Genomic DNA, 23272 nt, shown 5'->3' with positions numbered 1-23272 from the left:
TACCTTTTCACTGTCTGTTAAGTGTTATGTTTGCAAAAACTTCCATTGTCTGGTTTCCAAAAAGAGTGATGCGAGGATCATGTATGTCCCGACCAACACCAGTTGGAAGATTCGAATAAATGTGTTGCTGTCGATATCGCCGGAGCTCATTAGCGTGCTGCCGATTAAGACAAGTAAGGTGCTGAACGCCGTGGCGAATATCGGTGCCTTCTCTGGCGCGGTGTAAATCTTCTTCCCGATCAATACCGCCAACAACGCGATAAAGGCGGTGTAAAAGAAAATGTTTGGCACGATGGCGAGTATCGAGAACGCCGAGATGGCAAGTATCCCGCCGATACCGTTACTGATGATTAAAAACGCGCTTAATTTGACTGACTTCTCTGACGTAATCATCAAAGACAGCAACGCGACAAACATCATGGTGAGCAATGCTTCTGAAATCTGAAAGACAAAGAAGAAGCACACCACAGGAAACGAAATCAGCATGGCTCGAAATGACGCATGCCAACGTTGTTCCTTACCAATAGGTGGCTGCGCATAACCAGCGAACTCACTGTCTGGCTCTGGCAGATAAATATGAACCAGAGCAAAAATCGCTACCGATACCGCTCCAGAAATCGCCAAGCCACTCGCGAGCACTAAGGAAACCGCTGGGTTGTTTATTGCCATAAATGGCAACATCAATACCGCAATCAACAAAATGGTCGCGAACAGATTCCATTTGGGGTCAGTAAACAAGTAGTAGCCCCATGCCATCATCAAACCGACGGCTATCAGTAGAACAATTGGGTACTGAGTAATGCCTCCTGAAAGAAGCAGCCCCAATCCCATGGTGGCAATCAATGCCAGCAGCAACTCGTAAATCGTCTCTCTGTGAAGATTTGGCTTATCGACCAAGAACTTCGCGGTAAATACCGGCGCGACAAACGCCAGTTGCCAATTAATCCAAGCAGCGAGAAACACCGCCAGACCCACACCTATGGTGAAGCGCAGAATCCGGCGTTGAGTTGCGTTATCGATGCTCAGGTTATCGAACATAAGACAGTACGCTCAGTAGACGAATCCAAAGTTTGCCAAGGGTGTTGAACACGAAGTTGTCACCACTGTAGACAATCACGTCTGCTTGACCGCCAACACGTAGCATTCCTGTTACTTCTTCACGATCAAACTCAATCGCGATTGGCAGCATTTGCGTTTGGCGTAACCAACCTGTTTGTTGATTAGCTTGCGCGAGCTTACCCGCTTGTTGGTTTTGTCCCCAATCCACACCCCAGTCGATGCTGCTCACTTTGCCTTTGATGACTTTTCCAGGAACAAAGTCGAGGGCGATTTCTACTTCGTCACCAATGCTGACGTTGCCTAAACTGTTTTCACGAAAGTATGCTTCTATCCAGATGTCCTCTGTCGACACAAACGTCATGATTGGCTGACCTGCTGAAGCATAGAAGCCTTCGGTTAAGCTAAAGTTTGAAACACCACCTTGAGTTGGCGCACGAATCACAGTACGTTCTAAGTTCAGTTGAGCTTGTTCAAGTGCGAGTAATGCTGCCTTAACTTGGCTGTTTTCTTCACCTTCCGCACCGAGTTGTTGTTTCGCTTTTTCAAGATCCGCTTCGGCATTTACTACGTTCGCTCTAGCGGTTGCTAAGGACGCTCTTGCTTTATCTGCGTCTGATTTCGACACTACGCCTTTCTCTGCCATGGCAAGGACACGGTTCGCTTGCGCTTCGGTATTTTGGCGTTCAACAATCGCTGAAGTAAGTCTTGCTTGAGCCGAAGCAATCGTTGCGGTTTGCGCCCCCACATTTTGCCCAGCGATTTCCAGATTCTCTTCGGCTTGCTTCACCGCGATCTCGTAATCAGATTTATCGAGAACGGCAAGCTCATCACCTTCTTCAACAAGTTGGTTAGGACGAACGTTAATGTTGAGGACATTGCCAGAAACCTGCGGTTTTATCGGCACAATGTAGCCTTTGACCCGTGCATTGTCGGTCACTGGAATAATACGGTCTGACACAATGCTGAAGCCGAGCATGACGACAATGAACAAAAGCAGATAGTTGGTGACCGTCTTCACCTTGTCTTTTTTATTCGTCTCTTTACTTTCCGCCACTTCCGCTGGCTGTTTTTCTTTTTCGTTCTCAGACATGTTATCCCCTTGCCATTGAATAGATTGAACATTTTAAGGATATACCGTCCTGTCCAACCTGCCATTAATTGAACAATAATTATCGAGCTATATCTAAAAGCAAGCGTTATGCGCTAAGATAGTTTGAGGTTAATTGGCTATACATGGAGTATCCGCTTAATGCCAAATCCCGCGTTTCATTTCCCCGTTGTTCAAAGCAACTACGCACGAATTATGGTAGAAGTCTTTGCCAACTATGGTTTGGACAAGCACAAACTACTCAGTGACGCCGGGCTACCAGCGGATCTATTCCAGTCTGACAGCGACTACATTCCATCTGAATCGATAAAACGTTTAATCCACTTAACCTCTTCTCAACTTGGTGTCCGCAAGTTTACTGACTTATTAGTACTCATCTTTCGTCGTCGTGTCATACCTAATGTCTTGCATCAGTTTGTGCCATTTCAGACCATTGGTGATTCGATGCAACACATCGACGAGATATTCAGTTTAGACTCACCCGGAAGTAACGTTTCTTTCGAAATCCACCATGGTCACGCTTGGTTCTGTCGTTTCTCAGAACAGAAAGACACTCAAATCGCCGACTGGTCAGAAGCATTTGCAGTCATTTACATTACTGAGCTCATCAGCATTTTGACCAAAACCACGTGGTATCCAAGCAAGGTACGCCTACAAGGGCACAACAGCGACATCGTAAAAAGTATCGTGCCTAACGAATGCCAGATCTTTGTGGGTCAAGAAAAAGCAGGCGTTTACATACCAGAAGATATTCTGGCCGTACCAATTCAAATAACAGACTCTCAATTGGGCGCCAAACCTAGTCAGCTCCAGTGGCATACGAGTTTTACTGATAGCGTGTTTGAACTCCTTCGCCCTTATGTGCGAGAGCGTAATTTGTCGATAGAAGAAGCGGCTCAGTTGCTGAGCTATTCTGTTCGAACCTTTCAAAGAAAGTTAAAGAATGAAGGGACTTCTTTTCGGCATATTAAAGAGTCATTGATGTTCTCTGTGTCTTGCGAACTGATGGAAGAAGGACACTCTCTCACTTATATATCCAATCAACTTGGCTACACCAGTATTTCGCACTTTTCACGCGCATTTAAAAGAGTGTCCGGGTTATCTCCTAAAGTGTATAAACAGTCGATAGCGCTGAATGCATCCAGCTCCTCGTAACGTTATACTGCTCAGTCCATTTGAGGCTTGGTATTTGGTAATTGCTTGAGTTTGGCTTGCATCAGCGTTGCGAGGTCTATTTCATCGCAAAGCACTTCTACGTCCTGAACTCGAAAGTAAACAATCATACGTTACCCTCAATTGAAAACGTAGGGCTATTATGCCGCAGCACTACTCAAGTTATTTACCATTTTACGCCACGCTAGCATATTTCAATTTCATCATTTTGATGTTCAAAATTAGAGTAATTCACCCACTTTGCGCAATTTTAACAATGATAAGAATTCAGCGTTCTTTTCGCATCTTGTTCATCTACCTCACGCGCCATTGCGATTTTTAATTAATTATTTTCAATAGGTTAAGTCTAAATAAAATCTCATATCTCGTCTTTCATACAGCCGTTAGCACGCGATCTTCGGCTTAATCCGAATATTCATGTGTTTGAAGCTGAGCAACCTTTTGTTGCAAAACGTATACGCGGGATTGTAATCACGTTTTGTATCACTACAATTCCAAACCAAATGAATAAAGAAACGTTTGTATGCCGAAATTAAATTTAGACAGCGCAAGGAATAGCTCTGCACTCTCCGAGAATGAAACCTGCGAAAAAGTACAATCGGCATTAGAACCGAAATACCACAAGCCAGAAAAGAAACTCTGCCTTAGTGCAGGTCTGACGGAAAAGCACATTGCACGTCGTTGGAAAGTTCTAGAATCCATGACGGACAAAGATCTTCTTCTGGATCCTTTCACTCAATCGAATTACAACCAATACGCCAACAACATTGAGCACTTTATCGGCACGGTGAACCTCCCTGTAGGCGTTGCTGGCCCACTTCGCATTAACGGTTTGTTTGCTAATGACGACTACTTAGTTCCACTTGCTACAACAGAAGCAGCCCTAGTCGCCTCTTATAGTCGCGGTGCGAACTTAATTACGGCCGCTGGTGGCGCAAGCACGCTTTTGATCAGCGAAGGCGTCAGCCGTACACCCGTATTTGGATTCCAATCTCTCGCAGAAGCAGCACAGTTTGTTAGTTGGGTGGTTACCCAATATGACATCTTCCGTAAAGAAGCGGAGTCAACTACGACGCACGGAAAGCTAAAAGACATCAACGTCAACATTGAAGGTAATCATGTTTACTTGGTGTTTGAATACGTAACGGGGGACGCTTCTGGTCAGAATATGGTGACCATCGCAACACATAAAGTGTTCCACTACATTCTTGAACACAGTCCTATCCAACCAATTGATGCTTTCTTAGATGGCAATCTCTCCGGTGATAAGAAGGCAAATGCGCATACTTTACGTTCCGTGCGCGGAAAAAAAGTATCAGCGGAAGTGACCATTCCAAAAGCACTTGTTGAGAAATACCTCCATACTACCCCAGAAGCCATGGTTAAATTTGGCAAAATGACCATGGTTGGTGGTTTACTCAGTGGGTCGATTGGTATCAATGCACACTATGCAAATGCTCTTACCGCACTTTACATCGCGTGTGGGCAAGACGCGGCATGTGTTGCCGAATCAGCCGTTGGTATTACAAGAATGGACGTTGACACTGACGGTAACCTGTACGCTTCTGTGACTCTTCCAAACATCATGGTCGGTACGGTTGGTGGTGGTACTGGCTTGCCAACACAGAAAGCGTGTTTGGATATTCTTGGCTTGCATGGGAATGGCAAAGCGAAAGCCTTGGCAGAAGTTGCTGCCGGTCTATGCTTGGCGGGTGAGCTTTCAATTGTTGGCGCATTCTGTGCCGATCATTTTTCTAGAGCACATCATAAGCTCGCCAGAAAAAGTAACTGATTACTTTGTTGTATAGGTAGCACGCGAAGTGCTGCCTACCTTATCCCTCAGCCTAAAAAATGAGCTATCAGCTAAAGTAATTCATGCTTTGGCATGATGGTTTTTGCCCCCAACACGCCGTTAAATAGCCCGCCAATACTTATTGTTTACATAAAATTAATTAATGCTTAGATCACGTTTTTATACGGCTGTTTCAATCTTTTACCTCGTTTTTTTGAACTAACGAGGGCCTTGATTTTAGTATTTGTCTCACGCACCCGCTAAATCTCCGCTTTAGTTTGTCTATACTCGCTTTGAAACAGTATGTTAGCTTTTTCTTAATTAGCTCAAACGATTTTGCTCTTTCATTGTCACTCACTCCCATACGGCTATACGTAGGTAAGAGAGTTTATATGAAACGTCAGAAACTATATCACTTAACCCTATTTTTCTTCTTCGTGCTTTCAGTTGGTTCCATGCAACCCGTTATGGCTGAATTAACACAGCAACAGATTACGCGCACACTATATCAAGCGACTTTTGGGCCTACTCCTCAGAGTAGAGCGCAGCTTGAGTCGCAAGGCTTAAACCTTTGGCTAGAGAATCAACTCAATTATCCACCCACTCTCCACATAAGCTTGTATCAAACCCCATTTACTCGAGGAGCCCAAGCAAATAGAGAAAATTCTTGGTATCAAATTTCAGTAACGTCTCAAGATCAATTAAGACAACGAACTGCGTTCGCACTAAGTCAAATACTCGTAGTGTCTAGGTATGGAAACAGCCTTTCAGGCAAAGCACTAGGACTCGTGACCTACTACGATCTTTTAGTTGAAAACGCATTCGGTAATTATCGGGATCTACTTTATAAAACGGCCACACATCCAGTTATGGGCAGTTACCTCTCGATGATGGGAAGTAAAAAAGCAGATAGTGCGACTGGCTCCCTACCTGATGAAAACTACGCCAGAGAGCTTATGCAGTTATTTACTATTGGCTTATATGAGTTGAATTTGGATGGTACAAAGAAACGAGACTCCGCTGGAAACGCCATTCCTACCTATAGCCAGTCAGATGTGCAAGAGTTAGCTCGTTCACTAACGGGATGGTTGAAATCAGATAGCGCTTTTACAAAACCGATGCGTGTTGTTGACTGGCGCCATGACGATGGCTCAAAAGCTTTTCTTGGGAGCACGATTCCTTCCGGTTTGAACGCCGATGATGAACTAAATCTAGTCATGGATATTTTAATGGCCCATGACAATATTGCACCTTTCGTGTCAAAACAACTAATACAACGCTTAGTAACATCGAATCCAACACCTGACTATGTCGAGCGAGTTGCGTCGGTATTTAATGACAACGGTAGCGGGACAAAAGGCGATTTAGGCGCGGTTGTTAGTGCAATATTGACTGATCCCGAAGCCTTAGGCTTAAGCACGGTACAACCTATTAAATTAAAAGAGCCCATTATAGTTTTTATGAACTTTCACCGTGCTCTAGGGTTTGAGCCAATCGATAATCGCTATTACGGTGCTGTCGGCCTAATGAACTCAGCTAACCAAGGCGCATTGCGCTCGCGAAGCGTTTTCAATTTCTATTCTCCGGATTATGTGCCTTCTGCATCATTTAGCAATGCAGGTTTAGTGGCCCCTGAGTTTGAACTGCTTGATTGGTCTGTTTACACCGATGTGGTGAACACAATGTACAACGAAATACGCCAAAATGGCGGAAGGACTCATGCTCTGGCACTTAATGAGTACTACCAACTGCTTGATGATCATCCTGCACTCGTTACATTAATCGACCAACGACTGCTTGGTGGTGACGCATCAACTGAACTCAAAGAGACTCTGCTCAACGTTCTAGATGCCTACAAATCCAATTACGTTGCCAAAACCAAATTGTCGTTGGCCTTTTTTACCGTGTTATCTAGCCAAGAATTCTTTGTTCAAGATTAGGAGCTCAACATGGATATCTCTCGAAGAAACCTATTGAAAAGCACTGCCTCCCTTAGCGTCCTAGCATCCATGGGCTTGCCGAGTCTGACGCTTGCCTCACCAAGTAATGATTACAGAGCGCTGATTTGTGTATATTTGTCCGGCGGAAACGATGCAATTAACACCGTACTACCTCTGTCTGATTCCCATTATCAAGCGTATAAAGCGGTGAGAAGTAATTTGGCTGTAGAGCGAGATACGATTCTCTCAACTCACTTAACTGCCACCGATAATTATGGAAATGAAGTCCCTCTGGGCGTACATCCAAGCCTTTCATCACTTCAGCCCCTGTTCGAACGCGGTGATGCTAACGTCGTTTTAAACAGTGGTATTCTTGAACGCCCTCTGAGCAAGTCTGAAATAGAACAAGACAAGGATGTACTCCCTACTCACTTATTTTCTCATAACTCTCAAAGGAATAGCTGGTTATCCGGTGGAATGCCCGTTGATTCAAATTTAGGCTGGGCCGGAAGAATGTTGGATGTATTGAGTTCACAGGCTGATGTAACACCGTTATATAGTATCCATGGAGATTCTCTATGGCTCAGATCTGTCGACCATACACAGACGGTTTTAAAACAAGACAGGGTACTTCAACTAACAGCAATTAATAAGAGTGATTTCAACGAGGCATACGCAAAAATACAGGCCATTAAACCTGCAAGTCTTTTCGGTAACCATTTCAATACGATGACAGAGCAATCTATGTTGATGAGCCAACTTTTAGCGAGTGAGCTTAAATCCGTCGAGCCAGTTGCAGGGTTTAGTAAATCAAGCTTAGGGAAACAGCTTAATATGGTATTTAAGCTAATCTCACGCCAGAGCTCTCTGTCACAACAACGACAAATCTTCTTTGTTAAACATACTGGCTATGACGTGCATGATGCTCAGTTAACAAAACATCCTTCGCTTCTAAAAGATCTTTCGGAGAACCTCAGTGCTCTATATCAAGCCCTTGATGAACAAGGGCTTAGTGACAACGTAACCACCTTTACCATGTCTGATTTTGGCAGAAGAATGACCAGCAATGGTAACGGCACTGACCATGGTTGGGGTGGGCATCAGCTCGTCATTGGAGGGGCAGTAAAAAGCGCTCAACCAATTGGTACTTGGCCTGAACTAGTACTAGGTGGTGAAGACGACTATTCCAAAGGTCGGTTAATTCCTAAGATTGCCGCAGACCAAGTCGGTGCTACTTTGGCTCAGTGGATGGGGATCAGTGATGGCGCGGCACTAGATTACGTATTCCCTAACATTCGAAATTTCTCGACATCAAACTTAGGCTTTATGGCTTAATTTACCAAAACACAAAAGATAAAAAAGGGAGCAAAATGCTCCCTTTTGTTTATCGCATGTATTGCTTCGTTTACGCGTCTTCACCGCGAGGGCGTTCGTTACACAACTTGATTGCGCGCTCTAAAAGCTCCAACGCTGTCTTATCGCTTTCTGGTAGCACCGCGTCGCTTTCAGCAACAGGCGTTACACGGTCACCCCATTTCAATACTGCAGCACCCCATGTCAAACCCGCACCGAATGCCGCTAATAGCATGTTGTCGCCTGGTTTAACACGTCCTTGCTCTAACGCTTCACACAGCGCAATTGGCACTGTTGCTGCCGAAGTGTTACCGTAATTTTGGATGTTCACAAAGGCTTTTTCTTGTGGAATACCTGAAAGGTCACACAGCGTTTGGATGATACGGATATTCGCTTGGTGCGGGATTACCACGTCGATTTGATCTGTGGTTAACTCAGAGGCTTTCAAAACCGTTTTCGCCGCTAGACCCATGCCTTTTACGGCACGTTTGAAGATCTCTTGACCTACAAAATTGAAATCCCAGTAACCGTTGTCTTCCGCAAAACGATCCATGCATGTGCCAAACTTAGGCACAGAAAGGATGTCACGCCCTTTTGCATCACAACCAATTTGCGATTGCAGTAGGCCTGTTTCTTGTTCTGTACGAGTCAGAACTACGGCCCCTGCACCATCGCCGAACAATACCGCAGTATCACGCATTGCCCAGTCAATGTAGAAAGAGAGACGTTCAGCACCAATGATGATTGCGTTACGGTAATTGCCTGATTGAATCAAACGTGTACCAGTTTCCAAACCATAGACAAAACCAGTACATGCCGCGTTTAAGTCGAAAGCCGCTGCAGAGCGAATACCAAGGTTTTGCTGAACTTTAGAAGCAATGTTTGGAATAAGAGAGTCAGGAGAGCATGTAGCAACAATGATAAGGTCGATATCACTCGCTTCTACACCTGCACGTGCCATTGCATGTTGCGCGGCTACCGTTGCCATGTCCGACGTGTTTACGTGGCTAATGCGACGGTTTTCGATACCAGTACGGGTGCGAATCCATTCATCTGAAGTTTCAAGGAAAGTGCTAAGGTCGTCGTTAGAGAGCGTGGCTGGTGGAAGACATTTTCCCCAACCGGTAATTTCAGCGTAGTAATTTGTCATCGCAGACCTATTTATTGTTGTATTTTAATGAAATTTCTTAGAACCTGTTCGGGTCCAAATACAGACTTGCCGTCTTATATATCGGCAGGCTAAAAAAGAAGTATACAAATTATGAGGCTGACTGGTAAGTCATGTTTTCATGAAGTTGTCATAAAGGAAGAAGTCATGTCATCGTTTAAAACTCGTTGTCCGTCTTGTGGCGGTTTAAATCGCGTCCCTAATGAGCGAGTTGCGGAAGCTGCAAGCTGCGGTAAATGCAAGAGTGCTCTATTTGATGGTGCCCCAATAGAAGGCACTGTCGATAATTTCTCAGCGCTGCTAGAAAGCAACACGCCAGTCGTGGTCGATTTCTGGGCACCATGGTGCAATCCATGTGTGGGGTTTGCTCCTGTTTTTTCGGATGTCGCGCAAGAACAGGCTGGAAACGCTCGTTTTGTCAAGATTGATACCGAAGCGCAACAACAATTAGCGGCACAGTTCGGTATTCGCAGTATTCCAACGATTATGGTTTTTAAGAATGGTCAGCGTGTTGACATGATCAATGGTGCCCTACCAAAAACTCAATTTGATCAATGGCTAAATCAAGCACTTAGCAAATAAATCCCTTCGCCAGCCTAACTCTTAGGCTGGCGTTTTTATGCAGCATTCCCTCATAGAATATCGATAAATATCTTTTGTCGAAACGACTTAAATATATCGTTTTACTTGCCTATTAATTAGCCTCATATTCGCGCCGAATAACCCCTGATTTTTACTTAACTTATAGGCGCAAAACATTGGAAAACACAGCCATTCCTGCAACATCACCACGAGTCACAGTTCCTGTCGTAGCACTGTCTCTTTATGCAGTGGCATCAGGCTATTTGATGAGCTTGATCCCTCTTATGCTTGGTGAATACAACATCTCTGCTGATTACGCGAGTTGGTTGGCGAGTGTGTTCTATGGCGGTCTATTAGTTGGTGCTATTTTCTTTGAACGTATTGTTCGTAGTGTGGGCCACCGTAAAGCATTTGTCGGCTGCCTAGCGACTTTCTCATTCACCATCGTCGCACTACCATTAGTTCCAAATGGTATCGTATGGCTTGTTGCGCGCTTCATTGCGGGTATGGCAGTTGCAGGCGTGTTTGTGATTGTAGAATCATGGCTAATGTCCGGTGATGAATCTTCTAGAGCAAAACGCTTGAGCCTTTACATGCTGTCTTTATATGGTGGCTCTGCTCTTGGTCAGTTTGGTATTGGTATCCTAGGAGTAAGCGGCGGTGTTCCTTTTGTCGCGATCACTACACTGATCCTAATGGCAATACTGGTTTTGCTGTTCATTGATTGCGAACAACCAAACAGCCATGAATCAACAGCATTATCGTTCAAACAGATTTCTAAACTAAGTCACGCTGCAATCATTGGTTGTATTGTTTCAGGCCTAACTTTGGGTGCGATTTATGGCCTGATGCCAGTAGAACTCGCAAACCGTAAGATCAGCCACCAAGACATCGGTACATTGATGGCGCTCGTGATCCTAGGGGGCATGCTTGTTCAACCTATGGTTACAGCATTAAACAAGTACATGGCACGTACTGTGTTGATGGCGTTTTTCTGTATCTTAGGTATTTTCTCTATCGGCCTGACTTTTGTATCTTCATCAGCGGTAGTACTTGCAGCGGCACTGTTCCTGTTGGGCATGGCAACTTTTGCACTATACCCAATCGCAATTAACTTAGGTTGCGAAGGATTAGACGAGCGTTTCATCGTATCTGCAACGCAAGTTATGTTGTTCAGTTACAGCGTCGGTTCAGTAGCTGGCCCAGTGGTTGCCGATAAATTCATGGGTCAGATGCACGGCTTGTTGGGTTACTTGTTCGCCGCTCTGCTTGCGACTTGTATCTACATGCTAATCGCAGCAACCAAATCAAAGCACCAAATGGCTGCAGGGTTGTAATATCTGCGAAGCAAAATGCAAAAACGAGGGTCTAGCACCCTCGTTTTTTGTTTTCCATCCGCTTATGGCGATTCGAAGCATTAGCAGCAGGCTTTTCTGGAACATCACGTTTCTCGTGTACTAAATGCCGAATTGCTAGAATTGGGTGCTTAAGCAACATTCTAGGCCCAGAGTAACGCATAATAAGTCGCATTTGCTCTTTAGGTTCCGGTTTGTAGCAGTGAATTGGGCATTTATTACAAGTCGGCTTTTCTTCTCCGTAAGGACAACGATCAAGCCGAACTTCCGCATACTCTAATAATCCGCGACATTCTGAGCACAACTCACCATTTGTGCCATGGTTATCTTTGCAATAGATCTCTACCATCGCCTTGACGGTTTTAAACTCTGTGGCGAGCTTCCCCAATAAAATGTCGCTCATTCTTTTCCTCTAGCTAAATCGCCTTTAGCCGCAACTGCTTTAGTTACGGCTTATCGAGTTACAACTTCATGGTATAAAGCTGTAAATTCCGACCATTATCGTAGGTCTGCTCGATGCGCTCAAACTGAAATCCCAATTTTTCTAGCAAACTTATACTACGTATATTGTCATTATTAGTGATGGCAACCAAGTTTTCTATTTTCATATCCTCACGGGCAAAATCCACGACAACACTCGCTGCTTCACTCGCGTAACCTTTGCCATACGCGCTTGGTAAATAGCCATAACCAATATCAAACGCGGTTAATGTATCGCGCTTGACCAAGCCACAGATACCAATTGGCTGTTGGTCATGCTTGGTTTCGACCACCAGCAAGCTAACCCCTTTAAGCTCTTGCATACGAAGCATGTTTTCTTGGATATAGCGCTTGGCTTCGTCTAAGGTGCGAATTTGCTTATCACCGACGAAACGATAAAAATCGGGTTGGTTGTAGAGTTCTAAAATAAACGGTGCATCTTCTACACTGACAAGACGCAGTGTGAGTCGCTCGGTTGTAAGTGTTTTCATAGGGAATCCATTAGGGTTGTAACTTGGCGGAAAAATCACTATCCTGCCCCGCTAAATTAAAGGACCAACACCATGAACCGCAAGAAGAAAATCAATTCGATCTTAAAAGCGAAGTTGAAAAAGCAAAACGCAAAGCTTCATAAGAGCAACAAGCCACGTTACATCTCTAAAGCTGAACGTGCGAAAATGGAAGCAGAAGAGCAAGCCGCTGCGCAAGCTTCAGAAGGAACTGAAGTAACCCAGCCTGCTGACGAAGCATAAAAAAAGCCGCACAACGCGGCTTTTATTTATCCAAATTTAACGTGCTTATTTGTATCTCAGATACAGACTTTAGGGTCTGTTGGCCTTTCGAGCTGATTTTTGCAGCGAATTGTTGGGTATTTATACAAGACAGAGACTTTGTTGTGTAGTTAGCCTACATGAGAAGTCGATAACGCAGTAGAAATGACCAACAAACGCTGCCCAAAGGGTTCGGCTAAAATCGTTTTATGCTTTGTTAAGGAGTATTTGCTTAGAATGACTAGGCGACACACTCCTTGCCTCACCTAAAACGATTTTATCTCGAACAAAAATTAACCGCGAAAGATCAACAGCCCCTAGTAGTTAAGGCTGTAGTTAAGCGTGAACGTACGACCTCTTCCTTTGTAGTCATAAGCAGCTGAGTCATAGTGACTCGCATATAGGATTTGTGCACGTTGTCCCCACACCGTGGTGTAATCCTCGTTAAATAAGTTTTGGATTCCGAACCCAAGTTGGCCAACTGGCAGCATTACGTTACCCAGTAAGTCGAACGTAGTGTAGCCATCTAGCTTGTTGTCGGCTTCATCTTTGTAATCAAACATGGTTTGACTTTGTAGGCGCAAAGAATAGTCGTTTTGATACCAAGCCGCCCACGCATTTGCCTTTGACGTACTCGCCTTACCAGCACTTAAATCTTCCCACTTGCCATCGGTCTTAAGTTCAGACACAACATAATGGCCCGAAGCACCTAGCAAAATATCACTCGTCACCCAATAGTTGATGTTCGCTTCCGCACCATATACGCGTTGCTCATCATCCACACTGGTGATCAACAAGGTTTTACGGTCGTATTTGATCGAGTTATCGGACTGCGAATAGTAACCTGCCGCCTGCAGTGATAACGAATCTGTATCCAAGCGGTAACCAAGCTCATAACTGTCCGTTTTAATACCGGAGAGTTTCGAATCAGATACGTTGATGCTGTCTTTCAGAGCGTAATGGCCGTTTGCATCCGGCGCATCGTAGCTGCCTTGTCCATAGTATTTCGCTGGGTCAGCCAGTTGGAAGCCTTGAGAAAAGTTCGCCCAGATTTGTGAGTCATCATTCAGCTCATAGATAGTGCCTAGATTAAAAAGACTTACCGAGTAATCTGTGCTGCCACCTGGGACGGCATCTGCAGATGTACCTGTTCCTGCAGCGATCTTCTTCTGTACGCTGTAAGCGACAAAATCATCGATCTTGTTATTCATGTACTGATAACGGTAACCCGCCTGAATAGACCAGTCGGCATTTATCTCGTAATCACCTTGAATAAACAGAGCATATGATGAAACATCGACGCCTGGGTAGCGCCCTACTTGCGCATAAGTCTTGTTAACCAAGTTACCTGAGTCATTCGCGATAGTTGGGTCAAACAGCGCCTGGTTGCTATCAAAACGGTCAAGGTACGCATCAACACCATAAACTAAATTGAGAGCATCCCAGCCTTTAGCAAGTGCTAAACGCCCTGCTAATACTTCGGTTTCTTGTTGAGAGGCACTCTGAAAGTAAGGCGTGAAAGTTTGATTCTCGCTTCGGTAAGAAAGTTCGCCAATCAATTGGTGTCCGAATACAGAATCATGGCTGTAATTGGCACTCAGTAAAATACGCTCTGTGCCTTGTTCACGGTCAGATTCAAATCCCTTACGTACATCAACGAAGTCTCGTCCCACAATATACAAACCGTAAGGAGAGTCCTGCTGACTGTCGTAGTATTGTGCTATAAGGCTTAGTTGGCTTTCATCTGACGTTTGAATCTCCGCAGAACCCATTACATCGAGCGTTGAATTATATTGTAAAGAGCCTTGAGAAATATCTGGAGTGACAATGTCACCATTCCCATCATAGAAACCCTGAGTTTCACCATAGACTACTGAGCCGCGAGCAGTAATTTTTTCATTACCGCCAGAGACAGATTGCGCGACTTTGTAATCGAAATCATCGCTGTTATTAAAGCCAGTTGTACCACTTACATAGGTTTCAAAAGAAAGTTCATCCGACGTCGCTTTCTTGGTAACAATGTTAATGACACCGCCCGTTGCACCAGCACCATAAATAGAAGTTGCACCAGAAAGCACCTCTATGCGTTCAATATTAAATGGGTCGATGGCATCTAATTGGCGACTAATGGGACGTGAAGACTGTAACGACACCCCATCGATCATCACCAACATCGCACGACCGCGAAGATTTTGCGCGTAGTTAGTGCGACCACCAGTACCAACGTCTAATGAAGGGATGGTCGCTGACAAGATGTCACCAAGGCTTTTACCTGCTCGGTATTGTTGAGCGATCTGTTCTTGGTCAACAAACCATACCGTGCCTGGAATGTCAGAAATTGACTTAGGCATAATACTGCCAACAACAACCATCTGTTCGTCGGAGTTGCTTTGTTTGTTTGGGTTCGGTTGGTCAGCGAGTGCGTGAAATGCATAGCCACTGCTCATCGCGAGCACGATGAGATTTAGAGAGAACTTCCTTTTTATCATTGTCTTTATCTTTTTATAAATTAAAAGAATCGACAATAATACTCATTCTCAACGGCAGATCTAGCACTGTTACATATGTTTAATAATTGTTAACAAGAAAGGCTTTTTGATTTCACTAGCCGCTTATTTTCTTCTGTCCTTGGGCAGTCTTTACAGAGCTCCCTTCCCTCACATTTATACACGAGACAACAACTCTTGCGAACGAGCTTTAGGGGCTGATCTTCGCTAAGCTTATGCAAAGATGAAACATTACCTTCATCCAACCCTAAAGCTTGTAGCCAAAGGATTCCGTGGGCATGGATGATGTCATTACTAAACTGAGGGAAGTGCTGTTGGAGGCGTATTAAGCATGCCATCACGCCATCTGACATCAATTGATGAGTAAAACCCGGTCGAATACGTATCCATTCACTCATTTGAAGTTGGTAAAAGTCATAAAGTTCACGTATTTGCTTACCCGCCTCGACAATCAATTCTTCGATATCACCATGAATATGCTGCTCATCTTCAAAACGATAACCAGTGACAAACCCATCTTGCACATATTGCCCCATACCCCTTAAGCGCGGCAGCGTATGAAATCCATAGATAGAAATGAAAGCAACAAACATAGGTTGCCAACATAGTAGATCCCAAGTTCTGGTAAGCCAATAAGCTTTGCCCGCCTCTGGATGGGCGTGAGAAAGCGACTCATAAAGAGACTGAACAATTGGGTTGATATTGTTATCGATATGAATGGCACTGGCATCGATCTCACCGATACTGCCATGTAAAAAAGGGGTGACTTCTTTTGAGTAATGGAAGAGTTGTGGGAAAAACTGAGTAGACATCAATGTTCTTAAATGTATTTAGATTTGAACAGAGTTATACGCATGCAAAGTTAGCAATGCAAATAATTATCAATATTACTTGTGTTTTATCACTTTAGTGGCCTAGTAAACTACCGAAGGTACTAAAAGCCCCAGTTTAACTGGGGCTTAGCCAACTGTTTTCTATACTTTAAAGTACTTCAGCTGGTCGTGCAGTACCTCTGAAGCGGCCGCTAAATGTTGGCTTTCTTCAGCGAGCATTTGAGAGGCATGCTTAACTTCATTGGCAGCTAAATGAATCGTACTGACATTTTCCGTCATTTCATTGGCAACTAACCCTTGTTGCTCTGAAGCTGCGGCTATTTGCGAGACCATGTCGTTTGAGCGAACAAGCTCTTCTACCATGTCTCCCAACTGGTGTTGAGTAGATTGTGAGATACCAACACTCTCCTCCACTTTAGCGTTGCTGCGTTCCATTGCTTTTACAGTGCGATCTGTACGTTCAATGAGCGAGTCTATCGTTTGTTGAACTTCATCTGTCGATTGCTGAGTACGACTTGCTAAATTGCGCACTTCGTCGGCAACGACTGCAAATCCTCGACCTTGCTCTCCAGCTCGTGCCGCCTCTATCGCTGCATTCAGGGCAAGTAAATTGGTCTGCTCCGAGACTTCACGGATCACACTAACTACCGCGCGGATATCATTAACCCCAGCTTGCAGTTCACTTACCAACTGATCGGCTGATGCGATCTCTCTTGAAACATCAGAAATCGTCGTCGCGGTCTGCTCCATCGCCTTACCACTCTGCTCAGCATGTGTGGTTACAAGTGAAGTGCTATGAGCAGTGTTTTCTGCGTTATTGGCCACATCAGCAATAGTGGTACTCATTTCAGTCATGGCGGTAGAAAGAAGCTCTAACTGCGCATGTTGGCTATTTACACTTGTTGCGGCTTCTTCACTCGCTTGAGCAATACTCTGTGCCATATTTGATGATTGCAGCGCCGATTCATGGGCAGCAAGTAATGTACCTTGTAGCTGCTCTAACATACGGTCAATTTCATTACTCATTTCACCTAGTTCATCTTTACGACTCGCATTTAGGCGTACTGTCAAATCACCATCGGCGATCTTATGAGTGTTTTTAATTAGGCGTTGTAGAGGCTCAACAATATTGCTCGAAATAACATAGCCCAAAGCGGTCAACGCGATGATAAGCACGAATGCAACTACCGCCTCTTTTATCGCATTAGCGTAAAACACCTCTTGAATATCGGCGACTAAAATTCCTGAGCCAACAATCCATTGCCATTCTGGGAAAAGTTTCACATAAGAGATCTTGTCTTTTAAGTCTCCTTTAGGGCTTTTCCATTGGTAATCTAAGAATCCTGATTGCGTCGTTTTGGCGATTTGTGCCATTTCGCGCCAGTGATACTTGCCTGCACCATCTCTAAAGCTACTCGCATCGACACCATTTAATTCTGGTTTTGTCGGATGCAACACAACTTCTAGAGTGGGTGTGACGACCCAAAAGTAGTTGCTGTTGTCGTATCGCATTTTGGTGATCGCGCCGATCGCTGCTTGCTTCGCCGCTTCTTCACCCATGGTTTGTCTCTGCTCGTAGTAGTAGCTAAGTAAATTAACCACAACTTCTACTTGTGCACTCAGTTTATTCTCTCGTTCTTGTAACGAAGACTTTCTTTGTTCATTCAGGTTATACGCACATGAAGCGATAAGAAGAAGAGCTGAAAAGACGACGAGTGATAAGAGCTTATATTTGATGGAGAGGTTACTCAATTTCATAGACTAGCCTTTTGTTTATATTTTTACTGACGTAGACCGAATCTATTAAATTGAACGCATAAATTCCTGATGCATATCAATCTTTAAGAAAATTGTTACCGCGAAGTATCCAAATACTCTAATAGCTCACACCCATATAACATACAGTTATTAACAACTGGAATATATATTACCAAACAGCCACTTATTGATAAATTTATGTCTTAGATAAAAGACAACAAAACATTCTATTAACTTTATCGAACAGCGCCCCGCGGTCACATTTTGCGCAAATGTTAACAAATGATGTTGAAGCAAAATAAGCTTACGCAAACCTTAGATATCATCCTGATAACACTTTTCGTTCTGAGCGTGAACTGTCCCAAATAACTGAACATTACCGTTTCTTATAAAATGGAATGTGAACAAGGCAAAGTATTTTTTCCTTGAATATAGAAACAATAGATGTCCCTGTTTCTAATAAGGAAATTAAACATGTTGTATCTTGAGTTTCTCTTTTTGCTCGTGATGCTGTATATCGGTTCTCGGTATGGCGGCATTGGTCTTGGTGTCGTCTCTGGCATTGGTTTGGTGATTGAAGTTTTCATTTTCAAAATGCCGCCAACCTCTCCACCCGTCACCGTTATGCTTATCATCCTTGCGGTAGTCACTTGTGCATCCATTCTTGAAGCTGCTGGTGGCTTAAAATACATGCTGCAAGTCGCTGAACGTGTCTTACGTAAAAACCCAAAACGTGTGACTCTCATTGCTCCTTTTGTTACCTATTCTATGACCTTCTTACTTGGTACTGGTCACGCGGTTTATTCCATCATGCCGATCATTGGCGACGTTGCTTTGAAAAACGGTATTCGCCCTGAACGCCCAATGGCAGCGGCATCGGTTGCATCGCAAATTGCTATCACTGCGTCACCAATTTCAGCAGCCGTGGTTTATTACCTCGCGCAACTGTCTGACATTCAACACGAAATCACACTATTGTCGATTCTACTTGTGACGGTACCTGCAACCTTGTTCGGTACTTTGTTGATGTCGCTATACAGCTTAAAACGCGGTAAAGAACTTGAAGACGATGAAGAATACCAAGAGCGTCTGAAAGATCCGGTTTGGCGCGAGAAGATCTTGAATACAACCGCAACGTCTTTGGACGAAGTGTTACCAACTAGCGCACGTAACTCGGTATTGCTGTTCATTCTTTCAATTCTTGTGATCGTCGTTATCGCGATGTGGCCGGAAGTACGTACCATCGTTGACGGAGCAAAACCAATCAGCATGGCAGTGGTTATTCAGATGATGATGCTCTGCTTTGGCGGTATCATTTTACTTGCGACCAAAACCGATCCACGTGATGTACCAAATGGCGTTGTCTTTAAATCAGGTATGGTGGCAGCGATTGCTATCTTCGGTATTGCTTGGATGTCAGATACTTACTTCCAATACGCAATGCCTCAGTTTAAGTCAGGCATCGTAGAGATGGTAACCAACTACCCTTGGACATTCGCACTAGCACTATTCATTGTGTCTGTTGTGGTGAACTCTCAAGCTGCGACAGCGCGTATGATGCTACCAGTGGGTCTGGGTCTTGGTTTGGAGCCAGCGCTGCTTATCGGCCTAATGCCAGCTGTTTACGGCTACTTCTTTATCCCGAACTATCCTTCAGATATCGCGACAGTAAACTTTGATACGTCGGGTACGACTAAGATTGGTAAGTGGTACTTCAACCACTCATTCATGTCTGTGGGCTTGATTGGGGTTATTGGTGCTTGCTGCCTAGGTTACGTGTTAGGACAAATGATTATCCCATCATAAAGCGAACATAGGTAAGAAAGTTTGGGGCGAGTCATTGTACGTTTGCGTACAGCCTGAAGTGACTCGCCCTTTCTTTATTCTCGAAGCCACATGGCTAGTTGAGTCTAAAGAAGAAAATCATCATCGACTGCAACGAAGTGATCGGCACAATCAATCAGTGTTTGAGACGTTAACTTTGGTACACCATACACAGTAACTTTTTTATTGAATCGTTGCTGAATACGTTCCACCAGCATACTAAAGTCCCCATCGCCAGAGACAAGAACGATCTCATCTACTTCCGGCGCTACTTCAATCGCATCAAGCGTGATACCCACATCCCAGTCCCCTTTAGCACTGCCATCTCGACGTTGAATAAACGGTTTAAGCATCACTTCAAAGCCAACGCCACGCAGAATATGGTGAAATTGACGCTGTTTTGGGTCATTGCTCGCAATAGCATAAGCTCGCGCGCTTACCACTTCTTTCCCTTGTGTTGCAACATACCAAAACTGGTTGTAATCAAAATTGCTGCGGTACGCTTCACGACAGGTGTAATAGACGTTTTGTACGTCGACTAAGATTGCGATCTTTTGTTTGCTATCCGAATTCATCTTCTTAATACACTTTATTTGTTTGTCGTATACCCTATGCCACTTTGAACCAAAGCACAATGAGCTAATTCCACTAAACTTACCGTATAACTTGGTATCCGCGTTTCAAGGAGTGAAGCCATGAGTAAGACGATCATTACCCTGTTGCTTTCATGCCTCTTATCAAGTCCAGCATTTGGATATCCAGCGCATGCCCAATACTGGCCACATCGTAGCGTGCTCTATTTTGCCCCCGCAAACGACGATCACGTTAAGCAATTTTTGCTGGAAGCATTGATGAACGAATGCGAATTGGAAGATCGGGACGTCATCACCTTGGTCATAGCGGAAGACGGCTTTACTGAACCTTCTTGGCTAAAAGAAGAGTTCGATTTGAAAATGCTGGCCGCACTCTACGACGTCAAAGCAGGTCAACACACTGCAATTCTGTTGGGTAAAGATGGCGAAGAGAAACACCGCTGGGGTGCAAAGACCGATTGGCAGTTCATCAATAATCTTATCGATCAAATGCCAATGCGGAAAAGAGAGATGCAACAGAAACGCAGTCCTTGCGCCATTTAGTGCTTAGCGGTTAGGGCTTTCGTTATTTGCCGAACCAATCCAATTTGTTGTGCAGCTGCGTTACGCTGCCCACCACAATTAACGCAGGACTTACAGCCTGTTCCGCCATGCTCGATAGCTCATTTAACTTACCTTGGAAAACACGTTGCTCTGGGCGCGTGCCGTTTTCAATGATTGCGCATGACATTTCAGGGTCCAAACCATGTGTAATCAGTTTATCCATGATATGACCGCTTTGCTTCAATCCCATGTAGAACACAAGTGTGTTGTTGGATTGCGCTAGCGAATGCCATTCAATCTCGCGACCATCTTTTTGTACATGGCCTGTAATAAACTGAACACTTTGAGCATGATCGCGGTGCGTTAATGGGATCCCCGCGTAAGCTGTTGCTCCTGCTGCCGCAGTAATACCCGGAACCACTTCATATTTGATACCGAACTCAGCTAATTCTTCGAGCTCTTCACCACCTCGGCCAAAGATAAATGAATCACCGCCCTTCAGACGCACTACACGCTTACCTTCTTGCGCTTTTTGCACCAAGATTTGGTTGATTTGATCTTGAGGCACACAGTGAAAGTCTAATTTCTTGCCTACATAAATCATCTCTGCTGATACGTGAGCCAATTCAAGAATGTCTTTGGACACCAATCGGTCGTACACCACAACTTCAGCCGCTTGAATTGCTTTTAACCCTTTTACAGTAAGTAAGTCTGGGTCACCAGGGCCTGCGCCAACAAGAGAAACAAAGCCGCTGTTTAAGGATGAGTTAACAGTAGTCATATCAACGCCTATCGAAAAATTTAGATATAAAGAGAGACTCTTGGCAAAGAAGCGCTTTTTATAGCCAAATAGCTTATTCGTAGATGGGAACGAGATTCCCTACTCTGTCGTTCCTCCATCTAGGGAATGACAGACTTATCGCTTTGCTTGTCATCGCATTAGATGAGCAGTCTTTGTTGAATTGCTCCTTTTGAGTCATTCCCGAGAGCGACGAAGGAGCGTAGTCGGGAATCTCTCAGTTCAAGTCCAAAGAGAGTCCCGACTCGTTCATTACCTAATATTGGCAATAAACCTCGATTACTTAGCCATTACAGGCTCTGCTTTTACTTCTTCTTCAGCATTGATAGAAGGCGCAGTTTTTGCGTGAGTTAGGTACAGTGGAATACAAGTCATTACAAGACCACCAACGATGTTACCTAGAATGGTTGGAATAAGGTTGAAGTTCAACCAAGTCGCAATACCGAAATCCGCACCTAGAATCATACCTAGTGGGAATAGGAACATGTTTACTACTGTGTGCTCAAATACTAGCGCGAAGAAGATGAAGATTGGGAACCACATCATTGCTACACGGCCAGACACTGAACGTGCTGTCATGTTGCCGATAACGCCTAGACACACCATCAGGTTACAGAAGATGCCACGTACGAAACACGTGATCCATCCGTCCATACCCATGTTTTCAAAACCAAGGCTACGTGCAGTAGAAACAGCAATAAATTTCTTCGCTACTGCGTTTAGTTCTAAAGAGAAGTTACCTGTTAGAGAGATTGCCACTAGGTAAGCTACGATTAGTGAACCGATTAGGTTACCCAAACCTACAAGACCCCAACAACGGAAGATACGACCCCAAGTGATACCAGGACGGTTTGCGAATTTAGCGAGAGGCGCTAGACCGAAAACACCCGTTACGAGATCGTAACCCATAACGCTAAGAATCACGAAACCAACTGGGAAGACAAGTGCCCCTACAACACCAACACCTGTTTGTACGATTGTGGTAATCGCAACAACAACCGCAAGCGATAGGATGATACCCGCCATAGTACCACGAAGCAGAAGATCGCGAGTGCTGGTATTGGTTTTCGCCTCACCCACGTTGATCATGGTTTGTACGAATTCAGCAGGTTTAAAGTCTGTAGACATGAATGTGTCCTTATTCAAAATTGAAAGTTAAAAGTTGAAATTGAATAGTGAAAGACTCGCTGTTCCTCTGTTCCTCAACTGAGAAACAGCGAATCTTTAAGCTATTAAATCTCCATAGCCTTCTTATTTGTCACCTAGCTGCTGCAACAACGATTTGGGCTATGCTGAATATTTAAGCCGCAATCTCTACTTTGCCCTTTGCGACACGTGCTTTGTACGACTTCACGCTCATGCGCTCGTCTTCCATACATGCACCTGTTGCTAGGTTAAAGCGTTGCTTCTTAAGTGGGCTTGCGACCCATAATTGCTCATCGTGTTCAACAATAAGGCCTCGTGACAGTACATTTGACTGAAAAAACGGGTCCATATTGTTGATTGCAAAGACTTCTTCAGTCGCTCGTGGACGGAAGATCGCGACTTGTTCACCCTCAAACAGTGCCACTACACCAGTACCTGGGATGATGTCTTCGATGTTGCAAACTTTTGTAAATGCCATGATCTTTTCTC

At 44.4% G+C, this 23272-nt stretch carries 21 protein-coding genes; 9 read left to right on the top strand and 12 right to left on the bottom strand.

Annotation, left to right across the window (positions count from 1 at the left end; all coding sequences use genetic code 11):
• Window positions 1-24: 24 nt before the first annotated feature.
• A complete protein-coding gene (locus BSZ04_RS08245) occupies window positions 25-1038 on the bottom strand; it encodes a DUF2955 domain-containing protein (protein WP_088880134.1) in 1014 nt (337 codons plus the stop codon).
• Window positions 1028-2149, bottom strand: a complete 1122-nt coding sequence (locus tag BSZ04_RS08240; RefSeq protein WP_010451713.1) for an HlyD family secretion protein — start codon at window positions 2147-2149, stop codon at window positions 1028-1030. Before BSZ04_RS08240 ends, BSZ04_RS08245 begins: the two co-directional genes overlap by 11 nt.
• 159 nt (window positions 2150-2308) lie before the next feature.
• Here BSZ04_RS08240 and BSZ04_RS08235 point away from each other — a divergent pair, with 159 nt between their 5' ends.
• From BSZ04_RS08235 to BSZ04_RS08220, 4 genes are all read left to right on the top strand, one after another.
• Complete coding sequence (locus tag BSZ04_RS08235; protein ID WP_088880133.1) at window positions 2309-3322, top strand: helix-turn-helix domain-containing protein; 1014 nt, start codon at window positions 2309-2311, stop codon at window positions 3320-3322.
• 541 nt (window positions 3323-3863) lie between these two features.
• Complete coding sequence (locus tag BSZ04_RS08230) at window positions 3864-5132, top strand: hydroxymethylglutaryl-CoA reductase (RefSeq protein ID WP_088880132.1); 1269 nt, start codon at window positions 3864-3866, stop codon at window positions 5130-5132.
• Between the two features lie 392 nt (window positions 5133-5524).
• Entirely contained in the window at window positions 5525-7072 is a 1548-nt protein-coding gene (locus BSZ04_RS08225) for a DUF1800 domain-containing protein (RefSeq protein WP_088880131.1), read from the top strand.
• A 9-nt stretch (window positions 7073-7081) separates the two neighbouring features.
• Window positions 7082-8407 carry a DUF1501 domain-containing protein gene (locus BSZ04_RS08220; RefSeq protein ID WP_088880130.1) on the top strand — a complete coding sequence of 442 codons (1326 nt, stop codon included), beginning with the start codon at window positions 7082-7084 and terminating at the stop codon, window positions 8405-8407.
• A 70-nt stretch (window positions 8408-8477) separates the two neighbouring features.
• On the opposite strand, the gene BSZ04_RS08215 is transcribed toward BSZ04_RS08220, so the two are convergent.
• A complete protein-coding gene (locus BSZ04_RS08215; RefSeq protein WP_088880129.1) occupies window positions 8478-9575 on the bottom strand; it encodes a ketoacyl-ACP synthase III in 1098 nt (365 codons plus the stop codon).
• Window positions 9576-9740: 165 nt separating this feature from the next.
• Here BSZ04_RS08215 and trxC point away from each other — a divergent pair, with 165 nt between their 5' ends.
• Together trxC and BSZ04_RS08205 are read left to right on the top strand one after the other, a co-directional pair.
• Window positions 9741-10175, top strand: a complete 435-nt coding sequence (gene trxC / locus BSZ04_RS08210; protein ID WP_088880128.1) for a thioredoxin TrxC — start codon at window positions 9741-9743, stop codon at window positions 10173-10175.
• Window positions 10176-10351: 176 nt separating this feature from the next.
• Window positions 10352-11512: an MFS transporter gene (locus BSZ04_RS08205; protein ID WP_010451697.1), complete on the top strand. Its 1161-nt coding sequence runs from the start codon at window positions 10352-10354 to the stop codon at window positions 11510-11512.
• A gap of 31 nt (window positions 11513-11543) precedes the next feature.
• Here the strand turns inward: BSZ04_RS08205 and BSZ04_RS08200 are convergent, their stop codons facing one another.
• Window positions 11544-11933: a nitrous oxide-stimulated promoter family protein gene (locus tag BSZ04_RS08200; protein WP_010451695.1), complete on the bottom strand. Its 390-nt coding sequence runs from the start codon at window positions 11931-11933 to the stop codon at window positions 11544-11546.
• A 58-nt stretch (window positions 11934-11991) separates the two neighbouring features.
• Window positions 11992-12501, bottom strand: a complete 510-nt coding sequence (locus BSZ04_RS08195; RefSeq protein WP_038883169.1) for a GNAT family N-acetyltransferase — start codon at window positions 12499-12501, stop codon at window positions 11992-11994.
• Between the two features lie 72 nt (window positions 12502-12573).
• Between BSZ04_RS08195 and BSZ04_RS08190 the strand changes: the two genes are divergently transcribed.
• Window positions 12574-12762, top strand: a complete 189-nt coding sequence (locus BSZ04_RS08190) for a DUF2986 domain-containing protein (protein ID WP_010451691.1) — start codon at window positions 12574-12576, stop codon at window positions 12760-12762.
• Window positions 12763-13097: 335 nt separating this feature from the next.
• Here BSZ04_RS08190 and BSZ04_RS08180 read toward each other — a convergent pair whose 3' ends face one another.
• From BSZ04_RS08180 to BSZ04_RS08170, 3 genes are all read right to left on the bottom strand, one after another.
• A complete protein-coding gene (locus BSZ04_RS08180; RefSeq protein ID WP_088880127.1) occupies window positions 13098-15269 on the bottom strand; it encodes a TonB-dependent receptor in 2172 nt (723 codons plus the stop codon).
• Window positions 15270-15358: 89 nt separating this feature from the next.
• Window positions 15359-16099, bottom strand: coding sequence for a siderophore ferric iron reductase (locus tag BSZ04_RS08175; protein ID WP_088880126.1), 741 nt, complete (start codon window positions 16097-16099; stop codon window positions 15359-15361).
• 162 nt (window positions 16100-16261) lie between these two features.
• A complete protein-coding gene (locus BSZ04_RS08170; RefSeq protein ID WP_038883174.1) occupies window positions 16262-17878 on the bottom strand; it encodes a methyl-accepting chemotaxis protein in 1617 nt (538 codons plus the stop codon).
• A gap of 474 nt (window positions 17879-18352) precedes the next feature.
• Between BSZ04_RS08170 and BSZ04_RS08165 the strand changes: the two genes are divergently transcribed.
• On the top strand, window positions 18353-19684 hold the full coding sequence (locus BSZ04_RS08165; protein WP_010451687.1) for an anaerobic C4-dicarboxylate transporter: 1332 nt from the start codon (window positions 18353-18355) through the stop codon (window positions 19682-19684).
• Between the two features lie 104 nt (window positions 19685-19788).
• Here BSZ04_RS08165 and BSZ04_RS08160 read toward each other — a convergent pair whose 3' ends face one another.
• A complete protein-coding gene (locus BSZ04_RS08160; protein ID WP_010451686.1) occupies window positions 19789-20277 on the bottom strand; it encodes a LabA-like NYN domain-containing protein in 489 nt (162 codons plus the stop codon).
• A gap of 120 nt (window positions 20278-20397) precedes the next feature.
• Between BSZ04_RS08160 and BSZ04_RS08155 the strand changes: the two genes are divergently transcribed.
• The gene (locus BSZ04_RS08155) at window positions 20398-20838 is read left to right on the top strand and encodes a DUF4174 domain-containing protein (protein WP_010451685.1); all 441 of its coding nucleotides are present in this window, start codon (window positions 20398-20400) and stop codon (window positions 20836-20838) included.
• Between the two features lie 22 nt (window positions 20839-20860).
• Here the strand turns inward: BSZ04_RS08155 and cobA are convergent, their stop codons facing one another.
• From cobA to nirD, 3 genes are all read right to left on the bottom strand, one after another.
• Window positions 20861-21619, bottom strand: coding sequence for a uroporphyrinogen-III C-methyltransferase (cobA, locus tag BSZ04_RS08150; RefSeq protein ID WP_088880125.1), 759 nt, complete (start codon window positions 21617-21619; stop codon window positions 20861-20863).
• Window positions 21620-21916: 297 nt separating this feature from the next.
• The gene (locus tag BSZ04_RS08145) at window positions 21917-22765 is read right to left on the bottom strand and encodes a formate/nitrite transporter family protein (RefSeq protein ID WP_010451683.1); all 849 of its coding nucleotides are present in this window, start codon (window positions 22763-22765) and stop codon (window positions 21917-21919) included.
• Between the two features lie 172 nt (window positions 22766-22937).
• Complete coding sequence (gene nirD / locus BSZ04_RS08140) at window positions 22938-23261, bottom strand: nitrite reductase small subunit NirD (protein ID WP_005473845.1); 324 nt, start codon at window positions 23259-23261, stop codon at window positions 22938-22940.
• Window positions 23262-23272: the final 11 nt, after the last annotated feature.

This window comes from Vibrio rotiferianus, assembly GCF_002214395.1.
GTDB lineage: Bacteria > Pseudomonadota > Gammaproteobacteria > Enterobacterales > Vibrionaceae > Vibrio > Vibrio rotiferianus.
The sequence above is the reverse complement of the archived record's forward strand: the minus strand, read 5'-3'. Positions and strand labels throughout refer to the sequence as shown.

Coding starts and splice junctions, on each gene's coding strand:
- BSZ04_RS08170 (WP_038883174.1), bottom strand. CDS start 17,878: ATGAAATTGAGTAACCTCTCCATCAAATATAAGCTCTTATCACTCGTC.
- BSZ04_RS08235 (WP_088880133.1), top strand. CDS start 2,309: ATGCCAAATCCCGCGTTTCATTTCCCCGTTGTTCAAAGCAACTACGCA.
- BSZ04_RS08190 (WP_010451691.1), top strand. CDS start 12,574: ATGAACCGCAAGAAGAAAATCAATTCGATCTTAAAAGCGAAGTTGAAA.
- cobA (WP_088880125.1), bottom strand. CDS start 21,619: ATGACTACTGTTAACTCATCCTTAAACAGCGGCTTTGTTTCTCTTGTT.
- BSZ04_RS08240 (WP_010451713.1), bottom strand. CDS start 2,149: ATGTCTGAGAACGAAAAAGAAAAACAGCCAGCGGAAGTGGCGGAAAGT.
- trxC (WP_088880128.1), top strand. CDS start 9,741: ATGTCATCGTTTAAAACTCGTTGTCCGTCTTGTGGCGGTTTAAATCGC.
- BSZ04_RS08195 (WP_038883169.1), bottom strand. CDS start 12,501: ATGAAAACACTTACAACCGAGCGACTCACACTGCGTCTTGTCAGTGTA.
- BSZ04_RS08225 (WP_088880131.1), top strand. CDS start 5,525: ATGAAACGTCAGAAACTATATCACTTAACCCTATTTTTCTTCTTCGTG.
- nirD (WP_005473845.1), bottom strand. CDS start 23,261: ATGGCATTTACAAAAGTTTGCAACATCGAAGACATCATCCCAGGTACT.
- BSZ04_RS08175 (WP_088880126.1), bottom strand. CDS start 16,099: ATGTCTACTCAGTTTTTCCCACAACTCTTCCATTACTCAAAAGAAGTC.
- BSZ04_RS08215 (WP_088880129.1), bottom strand. CDS start 9,575: ATGACAAATTACTACGCTGAAATTACCGGTTGGGGAAAATGTCTTCCA.
- BSZ04_RS08165 (WP_010451687.1), top strand. CDS start 18,353: ATGTTGTATCTTGAGTTTCTCTTTTTGCTCGTGATGCTGTATATCGGT.
- BSZ04_RS08145 (WP_010451683.1), bottom strand. CDS start 22,765: ATGTCTACAGACTTTAAACCTGCTGAATTCGTACAAACCATGATCAAC.
- BSZ04_RS08200 (WP_010451695.1), bottom strand. CDS start 11,933: ATGAGCGACATTTTATTGGGGAAGCTCGCCACAGAGTTTAAAACCGTC.
- BSZ04_RS08230 (WP_088880132.1), top strand. CDS start 3,864: ATGCCGAAATTAAATTTAGACAGCGCAAGGAATAGCTCTGCACTCTCC.
- BSZ04_RS08245 (WP_088880134.1), bottom strand. CDS start 1,038: ATGTTCGATAACCTGAGCATCGATAACGCAACTCAACGCCGGATTCTG.
- BSZ04_RS08220 (WP_088880130.1), top strand. CDS start 7,082: ATGGATATCTCTCGAAGAAACCTATTGAAAAGCACTGCCTCCCTTAGC.
- BSZ04_RS08160 (WP_010451686.1), bottom strand. CDS start 20,277: ATGAATTCGGATAGCAAACAAAAGATCGCAATCTTAGTCGACGTACAA.
- BSZ04_RS08180 (WP_088880127.1), bottom strand. CDS start 15,269: ATGATAAAAAGGAAGTTCTCTCTAAATCTCATCGTGCTCGCGATGAGC.
- BSZ04_RS08155 (WP_010451685.1), top strand. CDS start 20,398: ATGAGTAAGACGATCATTACCCTGTTGCTTTCATGCCTCTTATCAAGT.